The organism is Achromobacter semiaridum, assembly GCF_053543755.1.
The window spans coordinates 63,962-84,118 of record NZ_JBLVOL010000028.1; the positions used below are offsets into that span (position 1 = coordinate 63,962).

A 20,157-nucleotide genomic window follows, 5' to 3' on the forward strand; every position below is an offset into this window, starting at 1 on the left:
CCGCCCCCCGCGACCCGGCCTTGTATCGCGGCGTCTTCATCGACGGCTTGCAGAACGTGCTGAACGTGTTGGATACGTCGCGGTTAAAGCGCGTGGTGTTCGTGTCATCCAGCGCCGTGTACGGCGAACACCATGGCGACTGGGTCACCGAAGACACGCCGCCCGCGCCGCAAGGCTTCAATGGCCAGATCCTGCTTGAAGCAGAAGCCGCGCTGGCCCAGCGCGGCCTGTCGTCTACCGCGCTGCGGCTGGCGGGGCTGTACGGACCTGGCCGGTTGCAATTGATCGAGCGCCTGCGCAGCGGCGCGGCGGGCGCGCCGACGCAGCCTGAACATTGGGCCAACCGTATCCACATCGACGACGCGGCCGCCGCCGTGGTGCATCTGGCGCTGTTGCCCAAGGTTGAACCGGTTTATATCGGCTGCGACGACACACCACTGCCGCTGCACACGCTTTACGCCGAGCTCGCGGCGATGATCGGTGCGCCCGCGCCGCGTGTCGCCCCTGCCCCGGCAAATGTGGGCAGCAAGAAGCTGAGCAACGCGCGGCTGCGCGCCAGCGGCTACACGCTGCAATGGCCGGATTCACGTCGGGGTTACTCGGCGCTGCTGGCGCTAGGCGGCGCCAACGTTCCCGGCACGCCGCAGGCATAGTTCGGCCGGCATCGAATCGTTGCGTGCCCGGGTGGCAGATACTGGCAGCCGAATCTCATACTGGCCATGCCATGCTTCCCGCCCATCCCCTGCTTGCTGTCACGCACGACGACCCTTACCCCTACTACGCCGCGCTAGCGCGCGAAAAGCCGCTGTACCGGGACGACGCGCTGGGCCTTTGGGTGGCCAGCCACCCTGACACGATCACGGCCGTGATGCGCAATCCGGCTGCGCGAGTCCGTCCGCCGTCGGAACCTGTGCCGCCCAGCCTGCGCGCCGGCCCCGCAGGCACGCTGTTTGGCCGCTTCATACGCATGAACGACAGCGACATGCACACGCGGCTGAAGGCCTTGCTGGCAGCCTTCATGCAGGAACAAGGCACGCAAGCCGGTACCCCGCGATGGCCCGCGATACCGGCCTTGGACGCCGCTGCCATAGACCGCTACCTGAGCGCCGCGCCCGTGCATGCCCAAGCAGCCTTCCTGGGGCTGGCGCCCGCCCTGCACGCCGATAGCGCTGCGCAGATTGCAGCGTTCCTGTCCGCCCTGCCCGCCACCGCCAATGCGGACCAGATAGCCGCCGGACATAACGCTGCCGACGCGTTGCAACGCCGCCTGGAATCCTTCCTGCTTGCCGCCGACGCCGCCCCGCCCTTGCGCAAGCTGCGAGTAGACGGCGCCCGCGCGCTGATCCCCGCTGCCGTGCTGGCGGCAAATCTGGCCGGCCTGTTGTTTCAGTCTTGCGAAGCCGGCGCCGGGCTGCTGGGCAACGCGCTGATCCATGCCGGCAGGCGTGGTGTGTCTGCCGGTGCCAGCCCCGCCGACGCCGAGGCGATGGTCGACCACGTCATCCGCCACGATCCGCCCCTGCACAACACGCGGCGGTTCCTGGCTGACGCCGTCACGGTGTGCGGCCAGCGGATCCAGGCCGGCCAGACCGTGCTGCTGGTATTGGCGGCGGCGGCAACGGTCCAGCCCGATGCCGGCTGGACATTCGGCGCGCAACGCCACGCCTGCCCCGGCCAAGGGCTTGCGCGCCGCCACGCTGCCCACGCGCTGCTCCATTTGCTGCACGCAGGCGCCGACGCGGCCGCCCTGGCATCCCGTTTCCGGTATCGGCCGCTGCCCAATGCACGCGTGCCGCAGTTTGCGTTTTCAAAGGAGCCCACCTGATGATTGCCGTGATATTCGAAGTCGAACCCGCCAATGGCAACCCCGATCCCTATCTGCACATTGCCGCCGGTTTGATCGACGAGCTCAAGACCATCGACGGCTTCATCTCGGTGGAACGGTTTCAAAGCCTGAGCACGCCGGGCAAGCTGCTGTCCCTGTCTTTCTGGCGCGATGAAGACGCCGTCAAGCGCTGGCGCTCGCTGGAGTCGCATCGCCGCGCCCAGGAAGCGGGACGCGGCGGCGTATTCCAGAACTACCGGCTGCGCGTCGCGCACGTGCTGCGCGACTACGGCATGAACGCGCGCGACGAAGCGCCCGCCGACAGCCGCAGCCGGCACGGCTGACGCGTCAGGCGGCTACGGTTTCGGCCAACGCCACGCCGGCTGCCAGCGCAACGCGATGCGTGGCGCCGGATGCGGCCACTGCGGTCATGGCAGGCGCTGCCACGTCGGCGCTATGGGACGGATCGAAGTAGTCCGCATCGGCGCGGCGTTTGCCGGCAGGCAGCTCGCGCACTTGCACACGGAATCCTTCCGCCGCATTGCCGCGCAATTCCGGCACGGCCTGCAATAGCCGGCGCGTGTACGGATGCGTCGGATGATCGAACACCTCGTCGCGCGAACCTTCTTCGACGATATGCCCGCGCAGCATGACGACCACGCGGTCGGCGATCTGCTCGACCACGCCCAGATCATGGGAAATCAGCAGACACGCGAAACCATAGGAACGCTGCAAGGACATCAGCGTTTCCAGCACCTGCTTCTGCACGGTCACATCCAGCGCCGACACGGGTTCATCCGCGATGATCACTTCCGGCCGCATCACCAGCGCCCGCGCAATGGCGACGCGTTGCCGTTGCCCGCCCGACAGCTCATGCGCATAGCGCTCGGCGTAGCCGTCGCCCAAACCCACATCGCGCAACGCCTGATCCACGCGCTGTTGGCGGGCATCCGGCGTGATGCCCGCTTCCAGCCGCAGCCCCTCGCCAACCAGTGCGCCGATGGTCATGCGCGGATCGAGCGACGAGTACGGGTCCTGGAACACCATCTGAATGCGGCGACGCGCCGTGCGCCAGATGCCGCCCTCGCCGCCCGGCGGCAGCGCTTGCCCATCCAGCGCAATGCGCCCCTGCGCCTGCGGCACCAGGCCCAGAATCGACATCATGACGGTTGTCTTGCCGCTGCCCGATTCGCCCACGATGGCCAGCGTTTCACCGGGCGCCACGTGAAAACTCGCCTGATGCACCGCGCGCACGAATCGCTTGCGTCGCCAGCCACCTCGCACGGCGTAGTCGATGGCCAGTTGATCCACCTGCAAGATCGGCGCACCCGTCACAGGCGCGCGCGCCGGACCGCGCTTGGGCAGCGCATCCAGCAGGCTCAATGTGTACGGATCGGCGGGGCGTGAAAGCACCTGCGACACCTGGCCGGTTTCCACCGCGCGCCCCCGGCACATCACCAGCACGCGCTGCGTGTACGCGGCCACCAGCGCCAGGTTGTGGCTGATGAAGATCAGCGCCGTGCCTTGCTCACGCGTCAGCTCGACCATCAGGTCCAGCACTTCCTTTTGCACGACGCAGTCCAGCGCGGTGGTGGGTTCATCGGCGATCAGCAGGCGCGGCTTCAGCAGCATGACGCCCGCCAGCAGGATGCGCTGCCGCATGCCGCCCGAGAACTCGTGGGGATACCGCTTCATGCAATCGCGCGCATCGCGCACCCGCACGCGCTCCAGCATCCGAACGGCCGCATCCCACGCCGCGCAGCGCGTCATGCCCCGGCGCAGTACCAGGGCTTCGATCAGCTGCTCGCCCACGCGGAACGCGGGGTTCAAGGACACCATGGGTTCCTGGAACACCATGCCGATACCGGTGCCGCGCGTGGCCTGCCAATCGCGCGCACTTTGCGGCAGCACGTCGCGGCCGTCGAACAATGCGCGCCCATTCGCGATGCGCGCGGCATCGGGCAACAGACCCAACAGTGCCTTCCCGATCAGCGTCTTGCCGCTGCCGGATTCGCCCACGATGGACAGCGATTCGCCGACCTGAAGATCGAAGGACACGCGGTTCACCACCGGTGCGGCATCGCGCTTGCCGGGAAAGCGGATTTCCAGATCGCGCACCGACAACAGGGGCGCAGCGCCCGCCAGGGAATGATCAGGCGCGTTCATGCCGTCACCCCACGCATGCGCGGATCCAGCCGGTCGCGCACGGCGTCGCCCAACAGGTTGATGCCCAACAGGCTTAGCGAAATCATTGCGCCCGGAAACAACGCCAGCCAGATCGCCTGGTCCATGGCGTTGCGGCTTTCGGACAGCATGCCGCCCCACGTCGCCAACGGTGGCGGCACACCCAGCCCCAGAAACGACAAGGCGCTTTCCGCCAGCAGCGCCGACCCGAAGATGGACGTTGCGAAGATCAGCAGCGGCGCCACGCAGTTGGGCAGCACGTGGCGGAACACCGTCCACAGGCCACTATGCCCGGTGGCGCGCGAGGCGATGACGAAGTCCCGCTGCCGCAGCGACAGCGCCGCGCCGCGCGCAATGCGCGAGACGGATGGCGAATACGCCAGGCCCAGCGCCAGCACCACGCCCCACTTGGATGGGCCCAGCACCGTCATGATGCCCAGCGCCAGCAGCAAGCCGGGAAACGCCATCATGGAATCGACCAGCACGCTGATGCCACGATCCACCCAACCGCCCGCATAACCCGCCGCCACGCCGATGGTCGTGCCCAACAACAAGGCCAGCAGCACCGAGAACACGCTGACCGCCACGCTGACGCCCGCGCCCGCCATCAGGCGCGACAACACGTCGCGGCCGAATTCGTCGGTGCCCAACCAATATTCGGCCGACGGCGGTGAAAAACGCGCCAGCAGATCGCCTTCCAGCGGATCGTGCGGCGTGTACACCAAGCCCACCAGCGCCAGCAGCACCACGCCCGCCACCAGGGCGCCGCCCACCACGGCATTGGTATGTTTGAAACCCGCTTTGAAACCCGTCATGACGTTCCTATTGGAGCTTCACGCGCGGATCGAACAGCGGATACAGCAGATCCACCACCAGATTGACCGCCACGTACAACAACGCAATAAACAGCAGGCAGCCCTGCACCACCGGATAGTCCCGCGCATAGATGCTTTCGACCAGCAAGCGGCCGATGCCGGGCAAGGTGAAGACGGTTTCGATGACCGCCGCGCCCGACAGCAGATGGCCCAGCATCAGGCCGATGACCGTGAGCGTGGGGCCGAACGAATTGGGCAACACGTGCCGCAGCATCACGCGCTTTTCGGGCAGGCCCTTGGCGCGCGCGTGCGCCACGTATTCCAGCCGCAGCGTTTCGATGGTGCTGGCGCGCATCATCCGCGTGATCGCGGCGATCTCGGTCAACACGATGGCGCACACCGGCAGCACCAAGTACTTCAGCGCGCCCAGACCGCTTTGCGCCATCGACTCAAAGCCATACACGGGCAGCCAGTTCAGCTTCACGCCAAACAGCCAGATCAGCAGGATGCCGACCCAGAAGCTGGGCATGGACACGAACAAAATCGAAGTGGATACGATGGCCGTATCCGCGCGCCGGTTTTGTCGCCACGCCGCGATCATGCCGGCGGGAATGGCTACCAGGCAGGCTAGCAACGTGGCCGTCAACACGACCTGGGCCGTCACCGCGAAATGCGTCAGGACCAGATGCATGACGGGCTCGCGGCGCGCGATGGACATGCCCAGGTCGCCATGCAGCGCATTGCCGACCCGGATCAGGAACTGTTCGCCCACGGGGCGGTCCAGGCCCAGAGCGTGGCGCATTTCGGCCAGCAGCGCGGGGTTGTCGATGTCGCCCAGCATCAGCGATGCGGGGTCGCCGGGAATGGCGCGGATCATGCCGAAGACCAGCACAGTCACCACGATGATCGTGGGCACCGCCGCCGCGATGCGCTTGGTTAGATAGCCCAGCACGGCGCCTCAGTTCTTGGTGACGTTGAAGAAACGCGGCTTGCGCAGCGGCCAGCCGGTAAAGCCGTGTAGCTGGCTGGATACGACGACGTAGCCGGGCTTGTTGTAGTACATCAGCAGCGGCGTATCGCGCAGCATCAGCGCGTGCAGCTTGTCGAACGCCTGCTTGCGCGTGGCCGTATCGGACTCGGCCTCGATGCCTTCAAGAATGGCTGCGGCCTCGGGGCTTTCCCATTGCGCCATGGGCGTCCTGGACTTGTCGCCGATCACGTCGCGATACATCAGCGCCGGCTCGGTGCGCGCCGAATACGCAAAGGCCATCAGCTGAAACTTGCCTTCGCGAAAGTTCGTGACCTGCGTGCCCCATTCCAGCATGTCCAGTTCGGTCTTGATGCCGGCCTTGTTCAGCAACTGCTGGGTGACCACCGCCACGCGGTACAGGTACGGATAGCGCTTGTTGGCCTGCAACTTCAGCGTTTCGCCACGGTAATTGGCGGCCTGCAACAGACGCTTGACCTCGTTCAGATTCTTTTCGTAGCCCGCCTTGTCGGCCTCGGCGTAGTACACGCTGGCCGTCGGCACCAGCGACGGGTTGTATGCCGCCTGACCGTTGTTCAGCGCGCGAGCAATGGCGGGAAAATCCAGCGCCAGCGCGATGGCGCGGCGCATGTTCACGTCGGACAAAAGGGGCGCGCGCGTCTGCATCAACAGGTTGACGGTGTCCAGCCCTTGCTCGGTGATGATGGACCAGCGCGGGTCCTTCGCGGGCAGGTTGTCTTCGTCGGCGTTGTACGCATCGACCTGGCCGGCCATCAACGCGGCCTTTTGCGCGGCGGCATCCGGAATCACCACAAAGCGCACGTTGGCCGACGCCACTTTCTTGCCGGCCATGCCGCTGGCCGCTTCGCGACGCGGCGCATAGCCGGCATACGGCGTCAGCAGCACGTATTGTTCTTTCTTCCATTCGGCCAGCGCGTACGGGCCGGTGCCGATGGGCTTGATCCACTTGCCGTCGGCGTCGACGCTTTTCGGGCTGAGCACCGGCATCGGGCATTGCACGCTGGCCATCTGGTCCAGGAACAGCGCATAGGGCGCATCCAGCGTGAAGACCACGGTGGCGGGGTCCGGCGTTTGCACGTCGATCACCTTGGCGCCCTTGCTGCCGTCGTAAAGATTCTTGCAGGCGTATTCGGACTGCGCGCCGGTCAGGTAGCCGTACGTCCATTTGACGTCGCTTGACGTCATCGGCGAGCCATCGTGGAAGGTCACGCCCTGGCGCAGCTTGAAGGTGTAGCTGCGCTTGTCGTCGGACAGCGTCCAGCTGTCGGCCAGCATCGGGCCCACGCTCATGTCCGCACGCAGCGCGACCAGCGATTCAACCACGTGAGCCAGCACGTTGTCGGTAGACGTATTGCGCGAGCGGCCGCCGGGCACGGTCGTGGGCGTGCCCGAGCCTTCGGCGTAGCGAATCTCGGGCAGCGGGGACGGCGCTGGGGTTTGGGTTTGGGTTTGGGTTTGGGTCAGCCCCGGCAGGCCCGTCAAGGCGCCGGCCAGGGCGGCGGATAACATTAGCGCGCGCTTGCCGCGCAGGACTTTCGACGTCATGGAATGGTCTCCTGGCGCGGCTTAGAACAGCCGGTATTCAGCAAAATTGCGGCCTTCATAGGGCTTGCGCGCGATCCACATCACGCCGCTTTCCGGCTCCATCAGCGTGGTGGCCACGGTGGCCGAAATGCTGTCGAAGCTGGCCGGCTTCGGCGAACGCAGCACGCCGTCGGGCGCGGCGAAATCATCGGCCAGGATGCGCTTGACGGCATCCCAACCGACCTTGCCGCCCTGGCGCGCAAGCATGTCCTGGACGCGTCGCTGGCGATAAATGGAATCGGGGTTGGCGGCCAGTCCCTTGTCAATCAGCTTGGCGCGCGCGGGCGGGCTGATCCAGTGGTTGGCGTGTACCAGCAGGCCGTCCTGCGGCGTGATCCAGAAGATCTCGTCCGGCGCGCATTCCAGGTCCACGGCTTCGCCCTGGGCCTGGGCCAGCATCAGGTTGTTGGAGCAGAAGCGGCGCGACGCCCACAGCACTTTCATGGCGTTGCAAATGTTGGTGGCTTCCAGCATCTTGCGGCGCACCAGCACCAGCGGCACCTGCGCGGGCCGTTGATAGTCTTGTTCGCACGACAGGAAATTGCCCGACAGCGATACGCCGGCGCTGTTGAAACCGTGGCGCGCCAGGCTGCCGGCCTCGGTGAACATCAACAGGTCGGGGCCGTCTTCGCGGCGCATGCGCACGACGATGCCGGTGTCCACGCATTCTTCGCGCCAATCCCAGTTGTGGGCGTGCATCAACTTGCCGCCGGCGCTGGCTTCGGGCAGCACGACCAGGCCGGTGCAACCGTCGTCCAGCCCATTGCGGGCACGGCCCAGTTCGGCATGGCCGAACATCATTTCAGTGCGGCAGTTGATGACCACCACGTCTTCCAGCGATTGCCCGGCGCCATCGGCGATGCCGCGCAGTTCTTCCAGGTAGGCGGCGTCGTAATCGCCCACCACCGGCACCATGGCAGCGGCCAGTTCCTTCAGGCGGGCGGCGTCCACGCCACGGCGTTCCAGTTGGCCCCGATACAAGGCCACACTGCGCGCCACGTGCTCCGGCACCGCCGAGCCATGCTGGCGGCCGCGTTCATATGGACTGCCCTGGACGTCGACCAGGGGAAACGGGGTAGGCATCGTCACGCTAGCAAAACTCCGGATAAGGCCGAACGGCGGCCTGAATGATACGGTCAGAATCGACGGCCAAATTTTGTACTAATATAGTAAAAAGTTCAATATTAGGGTTTGCCCGAGCCTGATTCAAAAGCGACGGCGCTCCGGTACCATTGCTCTACGATTACTGCCCGCCCTTTTGCTCTCTGACGCGCCATGCCCCCCGCCGCTACCGCCCGCCCTACTCCGCTGCAAGTCGACCTGGCGCGACACATCGCCGAAGACATCGTGGCGCGGCGGCACGAGCCCGGCGCGCATTTGTCCGAGGAAACGCTGGCGGCGGCTTACGAGGTGTCGCGCACACCGGTACGCGGCGCGCTGCGCCTGCTGGCCGCTCAAGGCTTGATCACGCATCGGCCCAACAGCGGCTATACCGTGTCCGACCAGGCCGCGGCGGCGGCTGCGCCCCCGGCCATTGAAGGGGCCGGCCCCACGCAGGAAGAGCTGACGCGCCGGCTGATCGATGACCGCGCCTCCCGCCAACTGCCCGAAACCTTTACCGAACGCGATCTGTTGCAGCGCTATGACGTGCCGCGCAGTGTGCTGGCCAAGACCTTGCTGCAACTGTCGGCCGATGGGCTGATCGAAAAGCGCAAGGGGCACGGCTGGCAGTTTGCCCCGTCGCTGGAAAGCGCTGAAGCGCTGAATGAAAGCTACCGTTTCCGCATGACGGTGGAATGCGCCGGGTTGCTGGAACCGACGTTTCGCGTGGACAAGCCGGCGCTGGCCCGCATGCGTGCCGCGCATGAAGCCCTGATCCAGCGCGACGACGCCGACATTTCGGCTACTGAATTTTTTGGCCTGAATGCGTCGTTCCACGAGCTGCTGGCGCGCTTCTCCGGCAACCGCTACATCCTGCAAGCGGTGCAACAGCAAAACCACCTTCGCCGCCTGGAAGAACACGCTGCGTTCTATCGCGACGCGCGCTTTGTCAATTCCAGCAATGAACACCTGCAGATCATCGACGCGCTGGAATCCGGCGACCAGGAATGGGCGTCGCAATTGATGCGCCGCCACCTGAAAGCGTCGCTCCAAGCCTCCTGAAGCGGATGCCTCCGCCCGCACCCGCCGCGCCCACGGTGGGCGGGCGCGCGGCGGCACAAACCACCTGATCGATGCCCTGTATTGTATTTATCAGTGTATTAATACAAAATAGACGAACCTGAACTCCCCTTGAAGCAGGATCGTCCCATGTCCTCGTCCCCCTCCCCCCGTTCCCAAACCGACGCGTATTGGATGCCGTTTACCGCCAACCGGCGGGTCAAGCGCAACCCGGTGCTGTTCGCCGCCGCCGAAGGCATGCACTACATCCGACCGGATGGCCGCCGCGTGCTGGACGGCATTGCCGGCCTATGGTGCGTGAACGCGGGCCATCGCCGCCCCGAAATCGTCGAGGCCATCGCGCGCACCGCGCATGAACTGGACTACGCGCCGTCGTTCCAGATGAGCCATCCCCTGGCCTTTGAACTGGCGGACGCGTTGTGCGCCGAGGCGCCCGAAGGCTTTTCCAATGTGTTCTTTTCCAACTCGGGATCGGAAGCGGTGGACACCGCGCTGAAGATTGCGCTGGGCTATCACCGGGCGCGCGGCCAAGGACAGCGCGTGCGGCTGATCGGGCGCGAACGCTCGTATCACGGCGTGGGGTTCGGCGGGCTGTCCGTGTCGGGCATCGGCGGGCATCGCAAACCCTTCGGCAATCTGTTGCCCTATGTTGACCACCTGCCCCACACCTATGACCGCCAGCAAATGGCGTACACGCGCGGTCAGCCGGATTGGGGCGCGCACCTGGCCGACACGCTGGAGCGCATAGTGGCGCTGCACGACGCTTCAACCATCGCGGCCGTCATCGTCGAACCGGTGGCCGGTTCCACCGGCGTGATCGTGCCACCGCGCGGTTATCTGCAACGGCTGCGCGAGATCTGCGATGCGCACGGCATCCTGTTGATTTTCGATGAGGTGATCTGCGCTTTCGGACGCATAGACGGCGCGTTCGCGTCGCCCTATTTCGGCGTCAAGCCCGACATCATCACCAGCGCCAAGGGCTTGACCAACGGCGCGATTCCGATGGGCGCAACGCTGGTGCGGCAACACGTGTACGACGCCTTCATGCAAGGCCCGGAAAGCGCCATCGAGCTCTCGCACGGCTACACGTATTCGGGCCACCCCGTGGCCTGCGCGGCGGGCCTGGCGACGCTGGACATCTGCCGTCGCGAGGGCTTGTTCCAGCGCAGCCAGGAACTGGCGCGCTACTGGGAAGACGCCGCGCACAGCCTGAAGGGGCTGCCGCATGTGGTGGACATCCGCAACATCGGCCTGCTGGCCGCCATTGAACTGGCGCCGCTGGAGGGCCAGCCTGGCCAGCGCGCCTATGCCGTGCACAACGCCTGCCTGGAGCGCGGCTGCCTGATCCGGTCGGCGGGCGACACGATGCTGCTGTCGCCCCCGCTCATCATCGAACGCAACCAGATCGACGAGCTGTTTTCGGTGCTGGCGGACGTGCTGCGCGCCGGCGCCTGACGCTGCGCGCCGCCCCTATCGGCCGTGATCAGGCCAGGTGGCGCGCCACGGCCTGCACCACGCGCCGGACATCGTCGGCCGACACGTCCAGATGCGTGACCAGGCGCGTCGGCCCGCCGTACACCGCGCGCATCAGGATGCCTTCCTTGCCCAGCGCTTCGGTCAGCGCATCGCAACGGGACGGCTGGAATTCCACGAACAGCATGTTGGTGTCCTGGCTTAACACCTTGACGCCGGCAATGCCGCGCAGGCCTTCGGCCAGGGCCCGGGCATTCTCGTGATCTTGTGCCAGGCGCGTCACATGATGGTCCAGCGCATACAGGCAGGCCGCGGCCAGCACGCCGGACTGGCGCAAGCCGCCGCCCAGCATCTTGCGCCAGCGGTGTGCACGGGCGATCAGTTCCGCGCTGCCGACCAGCACCGAACCCACCGGCGCACCCAAGCCTTTTGAAAAGCAGATGGAAACCGAGTCGAAGGGCCGGCACATGTCGGCCAGCGGCTTGCCACTGGCCACCGCGGCGTTGAACACACGCGCCCCGTCCAGGTGCGTGGCCAGGTTTTCTTTGCGCGCCCAGTCCGTGGCGGCCTGGATGTAGCCGGCGGGAATCAGCTTGCCGTGAAACGTGTTTTCCAGCGCCAGCAGGCGCGTGCGCGCAAAGTGCGGATCGCCCTGGGGCTTGACGGCGGCCGCCAGCTTTTCCAGCGGCAAGGAACCGTCTTCGGCGTGTTCGATGGGCTGCGGCTGGATGCTGCCCAGCACGGCTGCGCCGCCGCCTTCGTACTTGTAGGTGTGCGCCAGTTGGCCCACCAGGTATTCGTCGCCACGATCGCAATGCGCCATCAGCGCGGCCAGGTTGCTTTGCGTACCCGACGGAAAGAACAGGCCGGCCGCCTTGCCGGCGCGCTCGGCCACGGCAGCCTGCAACTGGATGACAGTGGGGTCGTCGCCCATCACGTCGTCGCCCAACGGGGCGGAAACCATGGCCTGCAACATGGCCGGCGTCGGCCGTGTGACAGTGTCGCTACGCAAATCGATCATGGGGAATCCTTGATAGGGAAAAGGAGATCGGAAGGAGAAATCGAAAAGCCCGCGGATCAGGTGGCGCGGGCGGCGGGCGCCGCGCGGCTGACCACGAAGATGCCGGCCAGGATCAGGACCATGCCGCCCAGCTCGCCCAGCGACGGCCGTTCGGAAAGAACCGCCCACGCCAGCAACATGGCCACCACGGGCACGCCCAGGCTGGACAGGCCGGCGATGGATGCGGGCACGCGGCGCACCACTTGCAACCACAGCAGCCAGCCGGCGGCCGTGGCAATCAATACGATGTAGGTCATGCCCGCCCACAACTGCCACCCCCACTGGGCGCTTATTTGCGGCACCAGATACGCCACGGGCACCATGACCAGCCCGCCAAACAGCATCTGCCAGGCCGTGAACGTCATGACATCAGGCGCGTGCCGCTCGAACATGCGCTTGGACAGCACCGTGCCCACGCCCCAGCACAGGCCGCTGCCCAGGCCAAGCAGCACCGGGCGCATGTCGCCTAGCCCATTCCAGGGTTCCACGAAACAGATCAGGCCGATCGCCGCCAGGCCGATGCCCACGCCGTGCTTGGCCGACGGGCGCTCGCCCAGCAGCCACCAGGCGAACAGCACCACCCAGAACGGCATGGTGTAGGCCATCAGCGATACCTTGCCCACGCCGCCCGACACCAGCGCCGTCTGCACGAAGCCCTGGAATCCGGCCGTCTGCGTCAACCCGATCAGCAAGGTCAGCTTCCAGGGCGGCATGCCCAGCGGGCGGCGCGTGGCGATGGCCAGCGCGAACAGCACCAAGGCGCCCACGACATATCGCAGCGCCACGAAGTCGAACGGGCCGATGTAGGGCACGATCAGTTTCATCGCTATCCAGCTGCCTGCCCAGACCACGATGGTGCTGAACATCAGGGCTAGCCCTGCGCGATCGAAACTGCTGCGGCTCACGTCCATGGCTCCGTCTTCTGAGGGGAATAAAAGAAAAGACGCCCGGACCGGCGCTTACCGGTGCGGGCGTCTGACATTATGCTCCTGTCGCCAGGACGTCGATCAGCCGCTTATGGCCGATCGTGCCTACAGCGGCTTGGCCAACTGTTCCAGAATGGCGGGGTTTTCAAGCGTGGAAACGTCCTGCGTGACTTCCTCGCCCTTGGCCACGACGCGCAGCAGGCGGCGCATGATCTTGCCCGAGCGGGTCTTGGGCAGGTTGTCGCCAAAGCGGATGTCCTTGGGCTTGGCGATGGGGCCGATTTCCTTGGCAACCCAGTCGCGCAGCTGCTTGGCGATGGCCTGCGCCTGTTCGCCTTCGGGGCGCGCCTGCTTGAGCACGACGAACGCCACCACGGCTTCGCCCGTGGTGTCATCCGGACGGCCCACCACGGCGGCTTCGGCCACCAGCTCGTGCGCCACCAGCGCCGATTCGACTTCCATCGTGCCCAGGCGGTGGCCCGACACGTTCAGCACGTCGTCGATGCGGCCCATGATCCAGAAATAGCCGTCCGCGTCGCGCTGCGCGCCGTCGCCGGCCAGGTAGTAGCCGCGCAGTTCCGACGGGAAATAGCTTTTCTTGAAGCGCTCGGGGTCGCCCCAGATGTTGCGGATCATGGCCGGCCACGGGCGCTTGATGACCAGGAAACCGCCATTGCCCTTTTCGACATCGCCACCGGTTTCATCCACGATGGCGGCCGCGATGCCGGGCAGAGGCAGCGTGCATGAACCGGGCTTGGTGGGCGTGGCGCCCGGCAGCGGGGTGATCATGTGGCCACCGGTTTCGGTCTGCCACCACGTGTCCACGATGGGGCAGCGTTCGCGGCCGATGTGCTTGTGATACCACATCCACGCTTCGGGGTTGATGGGTTCACCCACCGTGCCGATGATCCGCAGGCTGTCCAGATCGTAGTTCTTGGGATGCGCGTCGGGCGTGGCTTCGGCGGCCTTGATCAGCGAACGGATCGCGGTGGGCGCCGTATAGAACGTGGTGACCTTGTGGCGCGCGATCATGTCCCAGAACCGGCCGGCGTTGGGATAGGTGGGCACGCCTTCGAACACCACCTGCGTCAGTCCGGCGGCCAGCGGGCCGTAGGTGATGTAGGTGTGGCCGGTGACCCAGCCCACGTCGGCGGTGCACCAGTAAACGTCGTCCTTGCGCGCGTCGAAAGTCCACTTCACGGTCAGCAGCGCCCACAGCAGGTAGCCCGCCGACGAATGCTGCACGCCCTTGGGCTTGCCGGTGGAACCCGACGTGTACAGGATGAACAGCGGGTGTTCGGCGTTGACCGGCACGGGCTCGCAAGTGTCGGGCTGGTTGGCCTCGACATCGTGCATCCAGAGGTCGCGCGACTCGTTCCATTGGACCTTGCCGCCGGTGCGGCGATACACGATGACCTTGGACACGGCTTCGCAGCCGCCCATGGCAATGGCGTCTTCCACGGCCGGTTTCAGCGCAATGGTCTTGCCGCCGCGCACTTGTTCGTCGGCGGTGATGACCAGCGATGCGCCCACGTCCACGATGCGTTCTTGCAGGCTCTTGGCCGAAAAGCCGCCGAACACCACCGAGTGCGTGACGCCCAGGCGCGCGCAGGCTTGCATGGCGACAACGGCTTCGATCGACATGGGCATGTAGATGATGGCGCGGTCGCCCTTCTTGTACCCCAGGCCCGTCAGGCCATTGGCAAAGCGGCATACGCGCGCCAACAGTTCGCGGTAGGTGACCTTGTTGACCGTGCCGTCATCGCCTTCGAAGATGATGGCGGTCTTGTCGGCGTTGCCGTTGGTCAGGTGCACGTCCAGGCAGTTGGCCGATACGTTCAGTTCACCGTCGCCGAACCAGCGGTAGAACGGCGCGTCGGATTCGTCCAGCACTTGCGTGAACGGCTTGGTCCATTGCAGATTGTCCCGGGCCTGGCCGGCCCAGAAACCGTCGAAGTCGTTTTCAACCTGGGCGCACAGCGCGTTGTAGGCGTCCATGCTGGGAATCGCCGCTCCGTTGGCCGCGCGCTCGGGCGGCGGGAAAACGCGGGTTTCTACCAGGACGGACTCAATTGCTTTCGACATGATCTTGTCTCCAAACGGTGATTTTGTTGTTGATGCCGCTGTTTTCGCCTTGGCCGCCGAACCGCAAGCTTCACGAAGGAAGTGCGGCGCGGGGACAGTTTCTTTATCTACCCACCACCGTATCGCCACGCTCTTACGGGCACCTTACGCAAAATGCGGGCCAGAGCCCGCGATGCCGTGTCCCGCAGTACCGCTGCAACCCGGCGGCATCGGCCATCAGGCCAACATGCCGGCAATCAACGCAAGGCGTCGCACATCACGCGCGATGCCTTGAAGGCAGTGCATAAGGATAGCAGCCCGGCGGGGCCCCTGGCGGGCTGACGGGCCGGCAAATTCAGGCGGCGGGGCTGCGCGCCAGACCGCGCTTCATGTCCACGCGCGACAACAAGATGAGGCCGCCCACGAAGAAGAGCCCCGTCACCAGGATGGCCAGCCGATGGTTGCCATCGGTGGCCCAGGTGACCACGCCGTAGGTCAGCGGCCCGATCACGGCGGCCAGCTGTACGGCAAAGGTCCATAGCGAATAAAACTCGGCCAGCCGACCCGCGGGCGCTAGCGCGCCCGTCATGGCGCGGCCGGCGCTTTGCGTGGTGCCCATGCACAAGCCGGCCAGCGTGGCAGCTACCCAGAACACGGGCGCGGTCACGGCGGAATAGGCCACCAGCACCATCACGATCCAGCCGCCCAGGGTGATGGCCAGCGCCGGTTTGTGGCCAATGCGGTCCTGCACATAGCCGAACGAGAATGCGCCAACCGCCGCGCCGATGTTCACGGTGAACACCAACAGCATGATCTGCGGCGTCGTGAAGCCCATGACTTCGGACGCATACACGGCGGCCAGCGTGATGACCACGGAAATGCCCGCCTGATAGCAGGCAATGCACATCAGCAAGCGGCGAAATTCAGGAAAGTGCTGGCCGGTGTCGCGCCACGCGTGCGCCAGGCGGCGCAGCATGTGCAGCGCTTGCGGCTTGACGGCCTTGGGCCGTGCGCGCTCTTTGAGCAACAAGAAGGACGGCAGCGCCGCCAGCGCGAATACCGCGCAGGTCACGACGATGACCCAGGGCACGAAATGCTCGGCCGTCATGCCTTTGGCTTCGGCCGAGGTCACGACCAGCAGCGACAGGCCCAGCGTCAGCATCCCGCCGCAATAGCCGAAGCTCCAGCCCCATCCCGAGACGCGGCCCAGCGCGGCGGGCCGGGCCAGTTCGGGCAGGAACGCCGCCACCACGGATTCACCCACGCAGTAGCAATAGTTGGACACCACGATGGCGGCCAGCGCCAGCCATACGTCGCCGGGGCCGGCTTGCGTCAGCACCAGCGTGGCGGCCACGCAGCCGATGGTGCTCGAATACAGCAGCCGACGCTTGCTGCCGCCGGCGTCGGCGCGCGCGCCCAGCGTGGGCATCGTCAACATGATGAGCAGATAGGACAGCGACAGCGCCGCGGTCCAGGCCAGCGTGGCCCACGGCGCTTTGCCGCCGACCACGCTAACAAAATAGGTGCTGAACACCGCCGTGAGAATGACGGTGGTGTAGCCGGAATTGGCGAAGTCGTACATGGCCCAGGCCCAGACCTCGCGTTTGGCCACGCCGGGATTCAAGGCGCTGTCGCGCCCTGCTCCGGCGTCCGGCGTGGAACCGCCCGTGGGCGGTTCCGGCAATTGCGTCTGGCTCACAGGCCCAGCGCGGCAATGCCTGCTTGGGCGATCAGCACGTCTTCGGTCGACTTCACGCCCGACACGCCGACAGCGCCAACCACATGGCCATTGACGGTGACCGGCACGCCGCCTTCCAGCATGCCTTCGATCAACGGGGCCGACAGGAACGACACGCGGCCGTTGTTGATCATCTCTTCGTAGATGCGCGACTCGCGGCGGCCCAGCGCGGCGGTCTTGGCCTTGGCCGGCGCGATGTGCGCCGAGATCGGGGCCGCGTCGTCCAGCCGCAGCATGCCAAGCAGGTGGCCACCGTCATCGACCACCGAGATGGTCACGGCCCACTTGTTCTGCACGGCGTGTGCTTCGGCCGCGGCGAGGATCTTCTTGACGTCTTCGGCGCTCAGCACGGGTTTGGTATTCATTGCAGCGACTCCTTGATCTGTTCCAGGGCGGATGGGTCTTCAATGGTCGTCAGGTCTCCGGGCTCGCGACCTTCGCACACGGCGACGATCGCGCGGCGCAACACCTTGCCGGACCGGGTCTTGGGCAATGCGCCCACGAATCGGATCCGGGCGGGCCTTGCAACGGCGCCCAGCTGATCTTCCACCAGGCGCATGATATCGCCTTCCAGCTGCTTTGCCCCGGCGGGCGTGCCGGCCATGTCGGGATTCTTCAAGACCGCGAACGCCATGGCAACCTGGCCCTTCAACGGATCCGCCACACCCACCACCGCGCATTCGGCGATGGCGCTGTGGCTGTTGACGGATTCTTCGATCTCGCGCGTGCCCAGTCGGTGCCCCGCCACGTTGATCACGTCGTCCGTGCGGCCCAGGATGAACCAATAACCATCGGCATCCACGCGCCCCCAATCAAAGGTGGAATACACCTGCCGCCCGGGGATTGACGTGAAATACGTCTGCACGAAACGCGCGTCGTCGCCCCAGATGGTGGACATGGCGCCGGGCGGCAGCGGCGGCACGATGGCCACCACGCCCTTTTCGTCCGGCCCCAGGTCTTCGCCCGTAGCTTCGCTGACGATGCGCGCGTCAAAACCGTAGACGGGAAAGGACGGGCTGCCGAATCGGGTCGGCACGTTCTCCACGCCCGGCTGCGCGGAAAGAATCGGCCAGCCGGACTCGGTCTGCCAGTAGTTGTCGATGATGGGCTTGCCCAGCCCTTGCGAGATCCAGGTGGCGGTGGGCTCGTCCAGGGGCTCGCCGGCCAGGTACACCGCGCGCAGGGTGGACAGGTCGTGCCGCTGTAGCAGCGCGGGGTCCTGGCGCTTGAGCACCCGCACGGCGGTGGGCGCCGAAAACAGCGTGTTGACCCCGAAGCGTTCCACCAACTGCCACAAAATGGCGCCGTCGGGGCGCACCGGCGTGCCTTCGTACAGCAGCGTGGTCTGCCCGCCGATGAGGGGGCCGTACACAATATAGGAATGCCCGACTACCCAGCCGATGTCGCTGGTGCAGAAAAAGGTGTCGCCGGCGCGGCCGTTGAACAGGTATTCCATGGACGAGGCCAGCGCCACGGCGTAGCCGCCGGTATCGCGCTGCACGCCCTTGGGCTTGCCGGTAGTGCCTGACGTATAGAGGATGTAGCTGGGCTCGGACGATTCCAGCCATTGCACCGGCACCCGGGCGCCACGGTGGCGCTCGCGCAGCGTGGCGTAGTCGTGGTCGCGGCCGGCCACGGGTTCGAAGGGCGACAAGCCCCGGTCAAACACCACGACCGAGGCAGGCGGGGATTTCGCCAGGCTTAACGCCTTGTCCAGCAAGGGCTTGTAGGGCACGACCTTGCCGCCGCGCGAGCCGCCGTCCGTGCAAACCACCACCTTGGGCGCGGCGTCGTCGATGCGCTGCGCCAGGTTGACCGACGCAAAGCCGCCGAACACCACCGAGTGCACCGCGCCGATCCGCGCGCAGGCCAGCATGGTGAATACGGCTTCGGGCACCATCGGCATGTATAGCAACACGCGGTCGCCCCGCGCCACGCCCAGTTCAACAAGCATGGCGGCGGCCGCGTTGACCTCTTCGTACATCTCCTGCCGGGTATAGATGCGTTCTTCGTCGACCTCGGTGGACACCCAGATCAGCGCCGGCTTGTCGCCCTGCGTGGGCAACCAGCGGTCGACCGCGTTGTAGCAAAGATTGGTCGTGCCGCCCACGAACCACTTGGCGAATGGCGGGCGCGAAAAATCCAGTACAGACTCAAAGGGCGTATCCCAATGCACGCGCCCGGCCTCCTCGCGCCAGAACGCATCACGGTCATGCAATGATCTGTAATGGAAATCCCGGGTTTTTTGCATTTGTGTCTCCTGGTATTGTTCGTACGCCTTAAGGCTGATTGATTTCTTTGCGAATCATTTGGTCATTTTGGTAGGCGAACCTTGCACGAGGCTTGCCACAAGTCAAAAAGTTCTGCCAAATGTCCACGCGGCATGGAACCATTACTGATTCGGCAATGATTGGTAATGAAAGTTTGGTAGAATCCCCGCGAAGTTGTAGATAATTGTTGATTCTGCTGACATTTCGGCCCGATCCACGGCTAATCCCGTGGCTTTTGCTGTCAAAAAGCAGGTCATCCCCAGGCGAATGCATCGACACTCCATCATCGCGCGATTAAATTCATCCACTGGCCAGGCAAAGCGCGGTCTGCGTACGCTCGCGTTGATGGCTTGTGTAGCGACTCTGGCAGGTTGTGCAGGTACCGGGCAAAAGTCAACCGCCCATACGTCCGAGATTGATCCGTACGAAATGGAATGGGTTGCCACCGCCGATGACCCCATCGGCCTCTTGGTAACGCAAAAATTCAAGCGCGACCGCCAGCAAGCCGGCAAAGGCATCCATTCAGGTGTCAACGGCGATAACGCCATGGTCAGCGAAGCCCTTAACTACCTGGGCATCCGCTACCGCTTCGGCGGCAGTTCCCCTGACACCGGTTTTGATTGCAGCGGCCTGGTTGCCTATTCGGCAGAACGTTCGCTGGGCCTGAAGCTGCCCCGCAACGCCGCCGAAATCGCCCAGCAAGGCGTCTCGGTCGACAAAAACGAATTGAAGGCCGGCGATCTGGTCTTCTTCAACACGATGGGCCGCCGTTACTCGCACGTGGGCATCTACCTGGGCGACGACCGCTTCGTGCACTCGCCCAGCGCCGGTGGCGTGGTGCGTGTGGAAAGCATGACCATGGCCTACTGGACCAAGCGCTACAACGGCGCCCGCCGCCTGGACAACAGCCTGATGGCTTCCGCCCGCGCCGCGAACTGAACGCCAGATTAACGCCGGGCTTGCCGCTCTGCCATCGTCGCACCAGACACCGCCCCCCGCCATCCCCCAAAAAGAAAACGCCCCCCGCC

At 65.5% G+C, this 20,157-nt stretch carries 16 protein-coding genes and 1 pseudogene; 6 read left to right on the top strand and 11 right to left on the bottom strand.

Annotation, left to right across the window (positions count from 1 at the left end; all coding sequences use genetic code 11):
- The 3 genes and pseudogenes from ACNPP0_RS09135 to ACNPP0_RS09145 form a co-directional block, all read left to right on the top strand.
- Positions 1-653 (top strand): annotated as a pseudogene (locus ACNPP0_RS09135) (NAD-dependent epimerase/dehydratase family protein); the annotation flags it as partial.
- Between the two features lie 71 nt (positions 654-724).
- Positions 725-1,825 carry a cytochrome P450 family protein gene (locus ACNPP0_RS09140; RefSeq protein ID WP_448705670.1) on the top strand — a complete coding sequence of 367 codons (1,101 nt, stop codon included), beginning with the start codon at positions 725-727 and terminating at the stop codon, positions 1,823-1,825.
- Positions 1,825-2,169, top strand: coding sequence for an antibiotic biosynthesis monooxygenase family protein (locus ACNPP0_RS09145; protein ID WP_448705671.1), 345 nt, complete (start codon positions 1,825-1,827; stop codon positions 2,167-2,169). The genes ACNPP0_RS09140 and ACNPP0_RS09145 overlap by 1 nt, the downstream gene beginning before the upstream one ends.
- 4 nt (positions 2,170-2,173) lie before the next feature.
- On the opposite strand, the gene ACNPP0_RS09150 is transcribed toward ACNPP0_RS09145, so the two are convergent.
- From ACNPP0_RS09150 to ACNPP0_RS09170, 5 genes are read right to left on the bottom strand one after another with little or no spacing between them, the layout of a single operon-like run.
- On the bottom strand, positions 2,174-3,991 hold the full coding sequence (locus tag ACNPP0_RS09150; protein WP_448705672.1) for a dipeptide ABC transporter ATP-binding protein: 1,818 nt from the start codon (positions 3,989-3,991) through the stop codon (positions 2,174-2,176).
- Positions 3,988-4,824: an ABC transporter permease gene (locus ACNPP0_RS09155; protein WP_448705673.1), complete on the bottom strand. Its 837-nt coding sequence runs from the start codon at positions 4,822-4,824 to the stop codon at positions 3,988-3,990. The genes ACNPP0_RS09150 and ACNPP0_RS09155 overlap by 4 nt, the downstream gene beginning before the upstream one ends.
- 7 nt (positions 4,825-4,831) lie before the next feature.
- On the bottom strand, positions 4,832-5,776 hold the full coding sequence (locus tag ACNPP0_RS09160; RefSeq protein ID WP_448705674.1) for an ABC transporter permease: 945 nt from the start codon (positions 5,774-5,776) through the stop codon (positions 4,832-4,834).
- Positions 5,777-5,782: 6 nt separating this feature from the next.
- Positions 5,783-7,378 carry an ABC transporter substrate-binding protein gene (locus tag ACNPP0_RS09165; protein ID WP_448705675.1) on the bottom strand — a complete coding sequence of 532 codons (1,596 nt, stop codon included), beginning with the start codon at positions 7,376-7,378 and terminating at the stop codon, positions 5,783-5,785.
- Between the two features lie 21 nt (positions 7,379-7,399).
- Positions 7,400-8,500 (bottom strand): C45 family autoproteolytic acyltransferase/hydrolase, encoded by a 1,101-nt coding sequence (locus tag ACNPP0_RS09170; RefSeq protein ID WP_332610867.1) that lies wholly within the window; start codon positions 8,498-8,500, stop codon positions 7,400-7,402.
- A gap of 192 nt (positions 8,501-8,692) precedes the next feature.
- On the opposite strand from ACNPP0_RS09170, the gene ACNPP0_RS09175 reads away from it, so the two are divergent.
- Both ACNPP0_RS09175 and aptA read left to right on the top strand, forming a co-directional pair.
- Positions 8,693-9,580, top strand: coding sequence for a GntR family transcriptional regulator (locus tag ACNPP0_RS09175; RefSeq protein ID WP_332610629.1), 888 nt, complete (start codon positions 8,693-8,695; stop codon positions 9,578-9,580).
- 147 nt (positions 9,581-9,727) lie between these two features.
- Positions 9,728-11,053, top strand: coding sequence for an omega-aminotransferase AptA (aptA, locus tag ACNPP0_RS09180; protein ID WP_332610630.1), 1,326 nt, complete (start codon positions 9,728-9,730; stop codon positions 11,051-11,053).
- A 28-nt stretch (positions 11,054-11,081) separates the two neighbouring features.
- On the opposite strand, the gene ltaE is transcribed toward aptA, so the two are convergent.
- The 6 genes from ltaE to ACNPP0_RS09210 form a co-directional block, all read right to left on the bottom strand.
- Positions 11,082-12,092: a low-specificity L-threonine aldolase gene (ltaE, locus tag ACNPP0_RS09185; RefSeq protein ID WP_448705676.1), complete on the bottom strand. Its 1,011-nt coding sequence runs from the start codon at positions 12,090-12,092 to the stop codon at positions 11,082-11,084.
- Positions 12,093-12,148: 56 nt separating this feature from the next.
- On the bottom strand, positions 12,149-13,036 hold the full coding sequence (locus tag ACNPP0_RS09190) for a DMT family transporter (RefSeq protein WP_448705677.1): 888 nt from the start codon (positions 13,034-13,036) through the stop codon (positions 12,149-12,151).
- Positions 13,037-13,162: 126 nt separating this feature from the next.
- A complete protein-coding gene (acs, locus tag ACNPP0_RS09195; protein WP_332610633.1) occupies positions 13,163-15,142 on the bottom strand; it encodes an acetate--CoA ligase in 1,980 nt (659 codons plus the stop codon).
- Positions 15,143-15,476: 334 nt separating this feature from the next.
- Positions 15,477-16,820 (bottom strand): MFS transporter, encoded by a 1,344-nt coding sequence (locus ACNPP0_RS09200; RefSeq protein WP_448705678.1) that lies wholly within the window; start codon positions 16,818-16,820, stop codon positions 15,477-15,479.
- Positions 16,817-17,224, bottom strand: a complete 408-nt coding sequence (locus tag ACNPP0_RS09205) for a heme-binding protein (RefSeq protein WP_006218075.1) — start codon at positions 17,222-17,224, stop codon at positions 16,817-16,819. Before ACNPP0_RS09205 ends, ACNPP0_RS09200 begins: the two co-directional genes overlap by 4 nt.
- The gene (locus tag ACNPP0_RS09210; protein WP_332610871.1) at positions 17,221-19,149 is read right to left on the bottom strand and encodes a propionate--CoA ligase; all 1,929 of its coding nucleotides are present in this window, start codon (positions 19,147-19,149) and stop codon (positions 17,221-17,223) included. The genes ACNPP0_RS09205 and ACNPP0_RS09210 overlap by 4 nt, the downstream gene beginning before the upstream one ends.
- A 247-nt stretch (positions 19,150-19,396) precedes the next feature.
- Here ACNPP0_RS09210 and ACNPP0_RS09215 point away from each other — a divergent pair, with 247 nt between their 5' ends.
- The gene (locus ACNPP0_RS09215) at positions 19,397-20,068 is read left to right on the top strand and encodes a C40 family peptidase (protein ID WP_046802620.1); all 672 of its coding nucleotides are present in this window, start codon (positions 19,397-19,399) and stop codon (positions 20,066-20,068) included.
- Positions 20,069-20,157 lie beyond the last annotated feature (89 nt).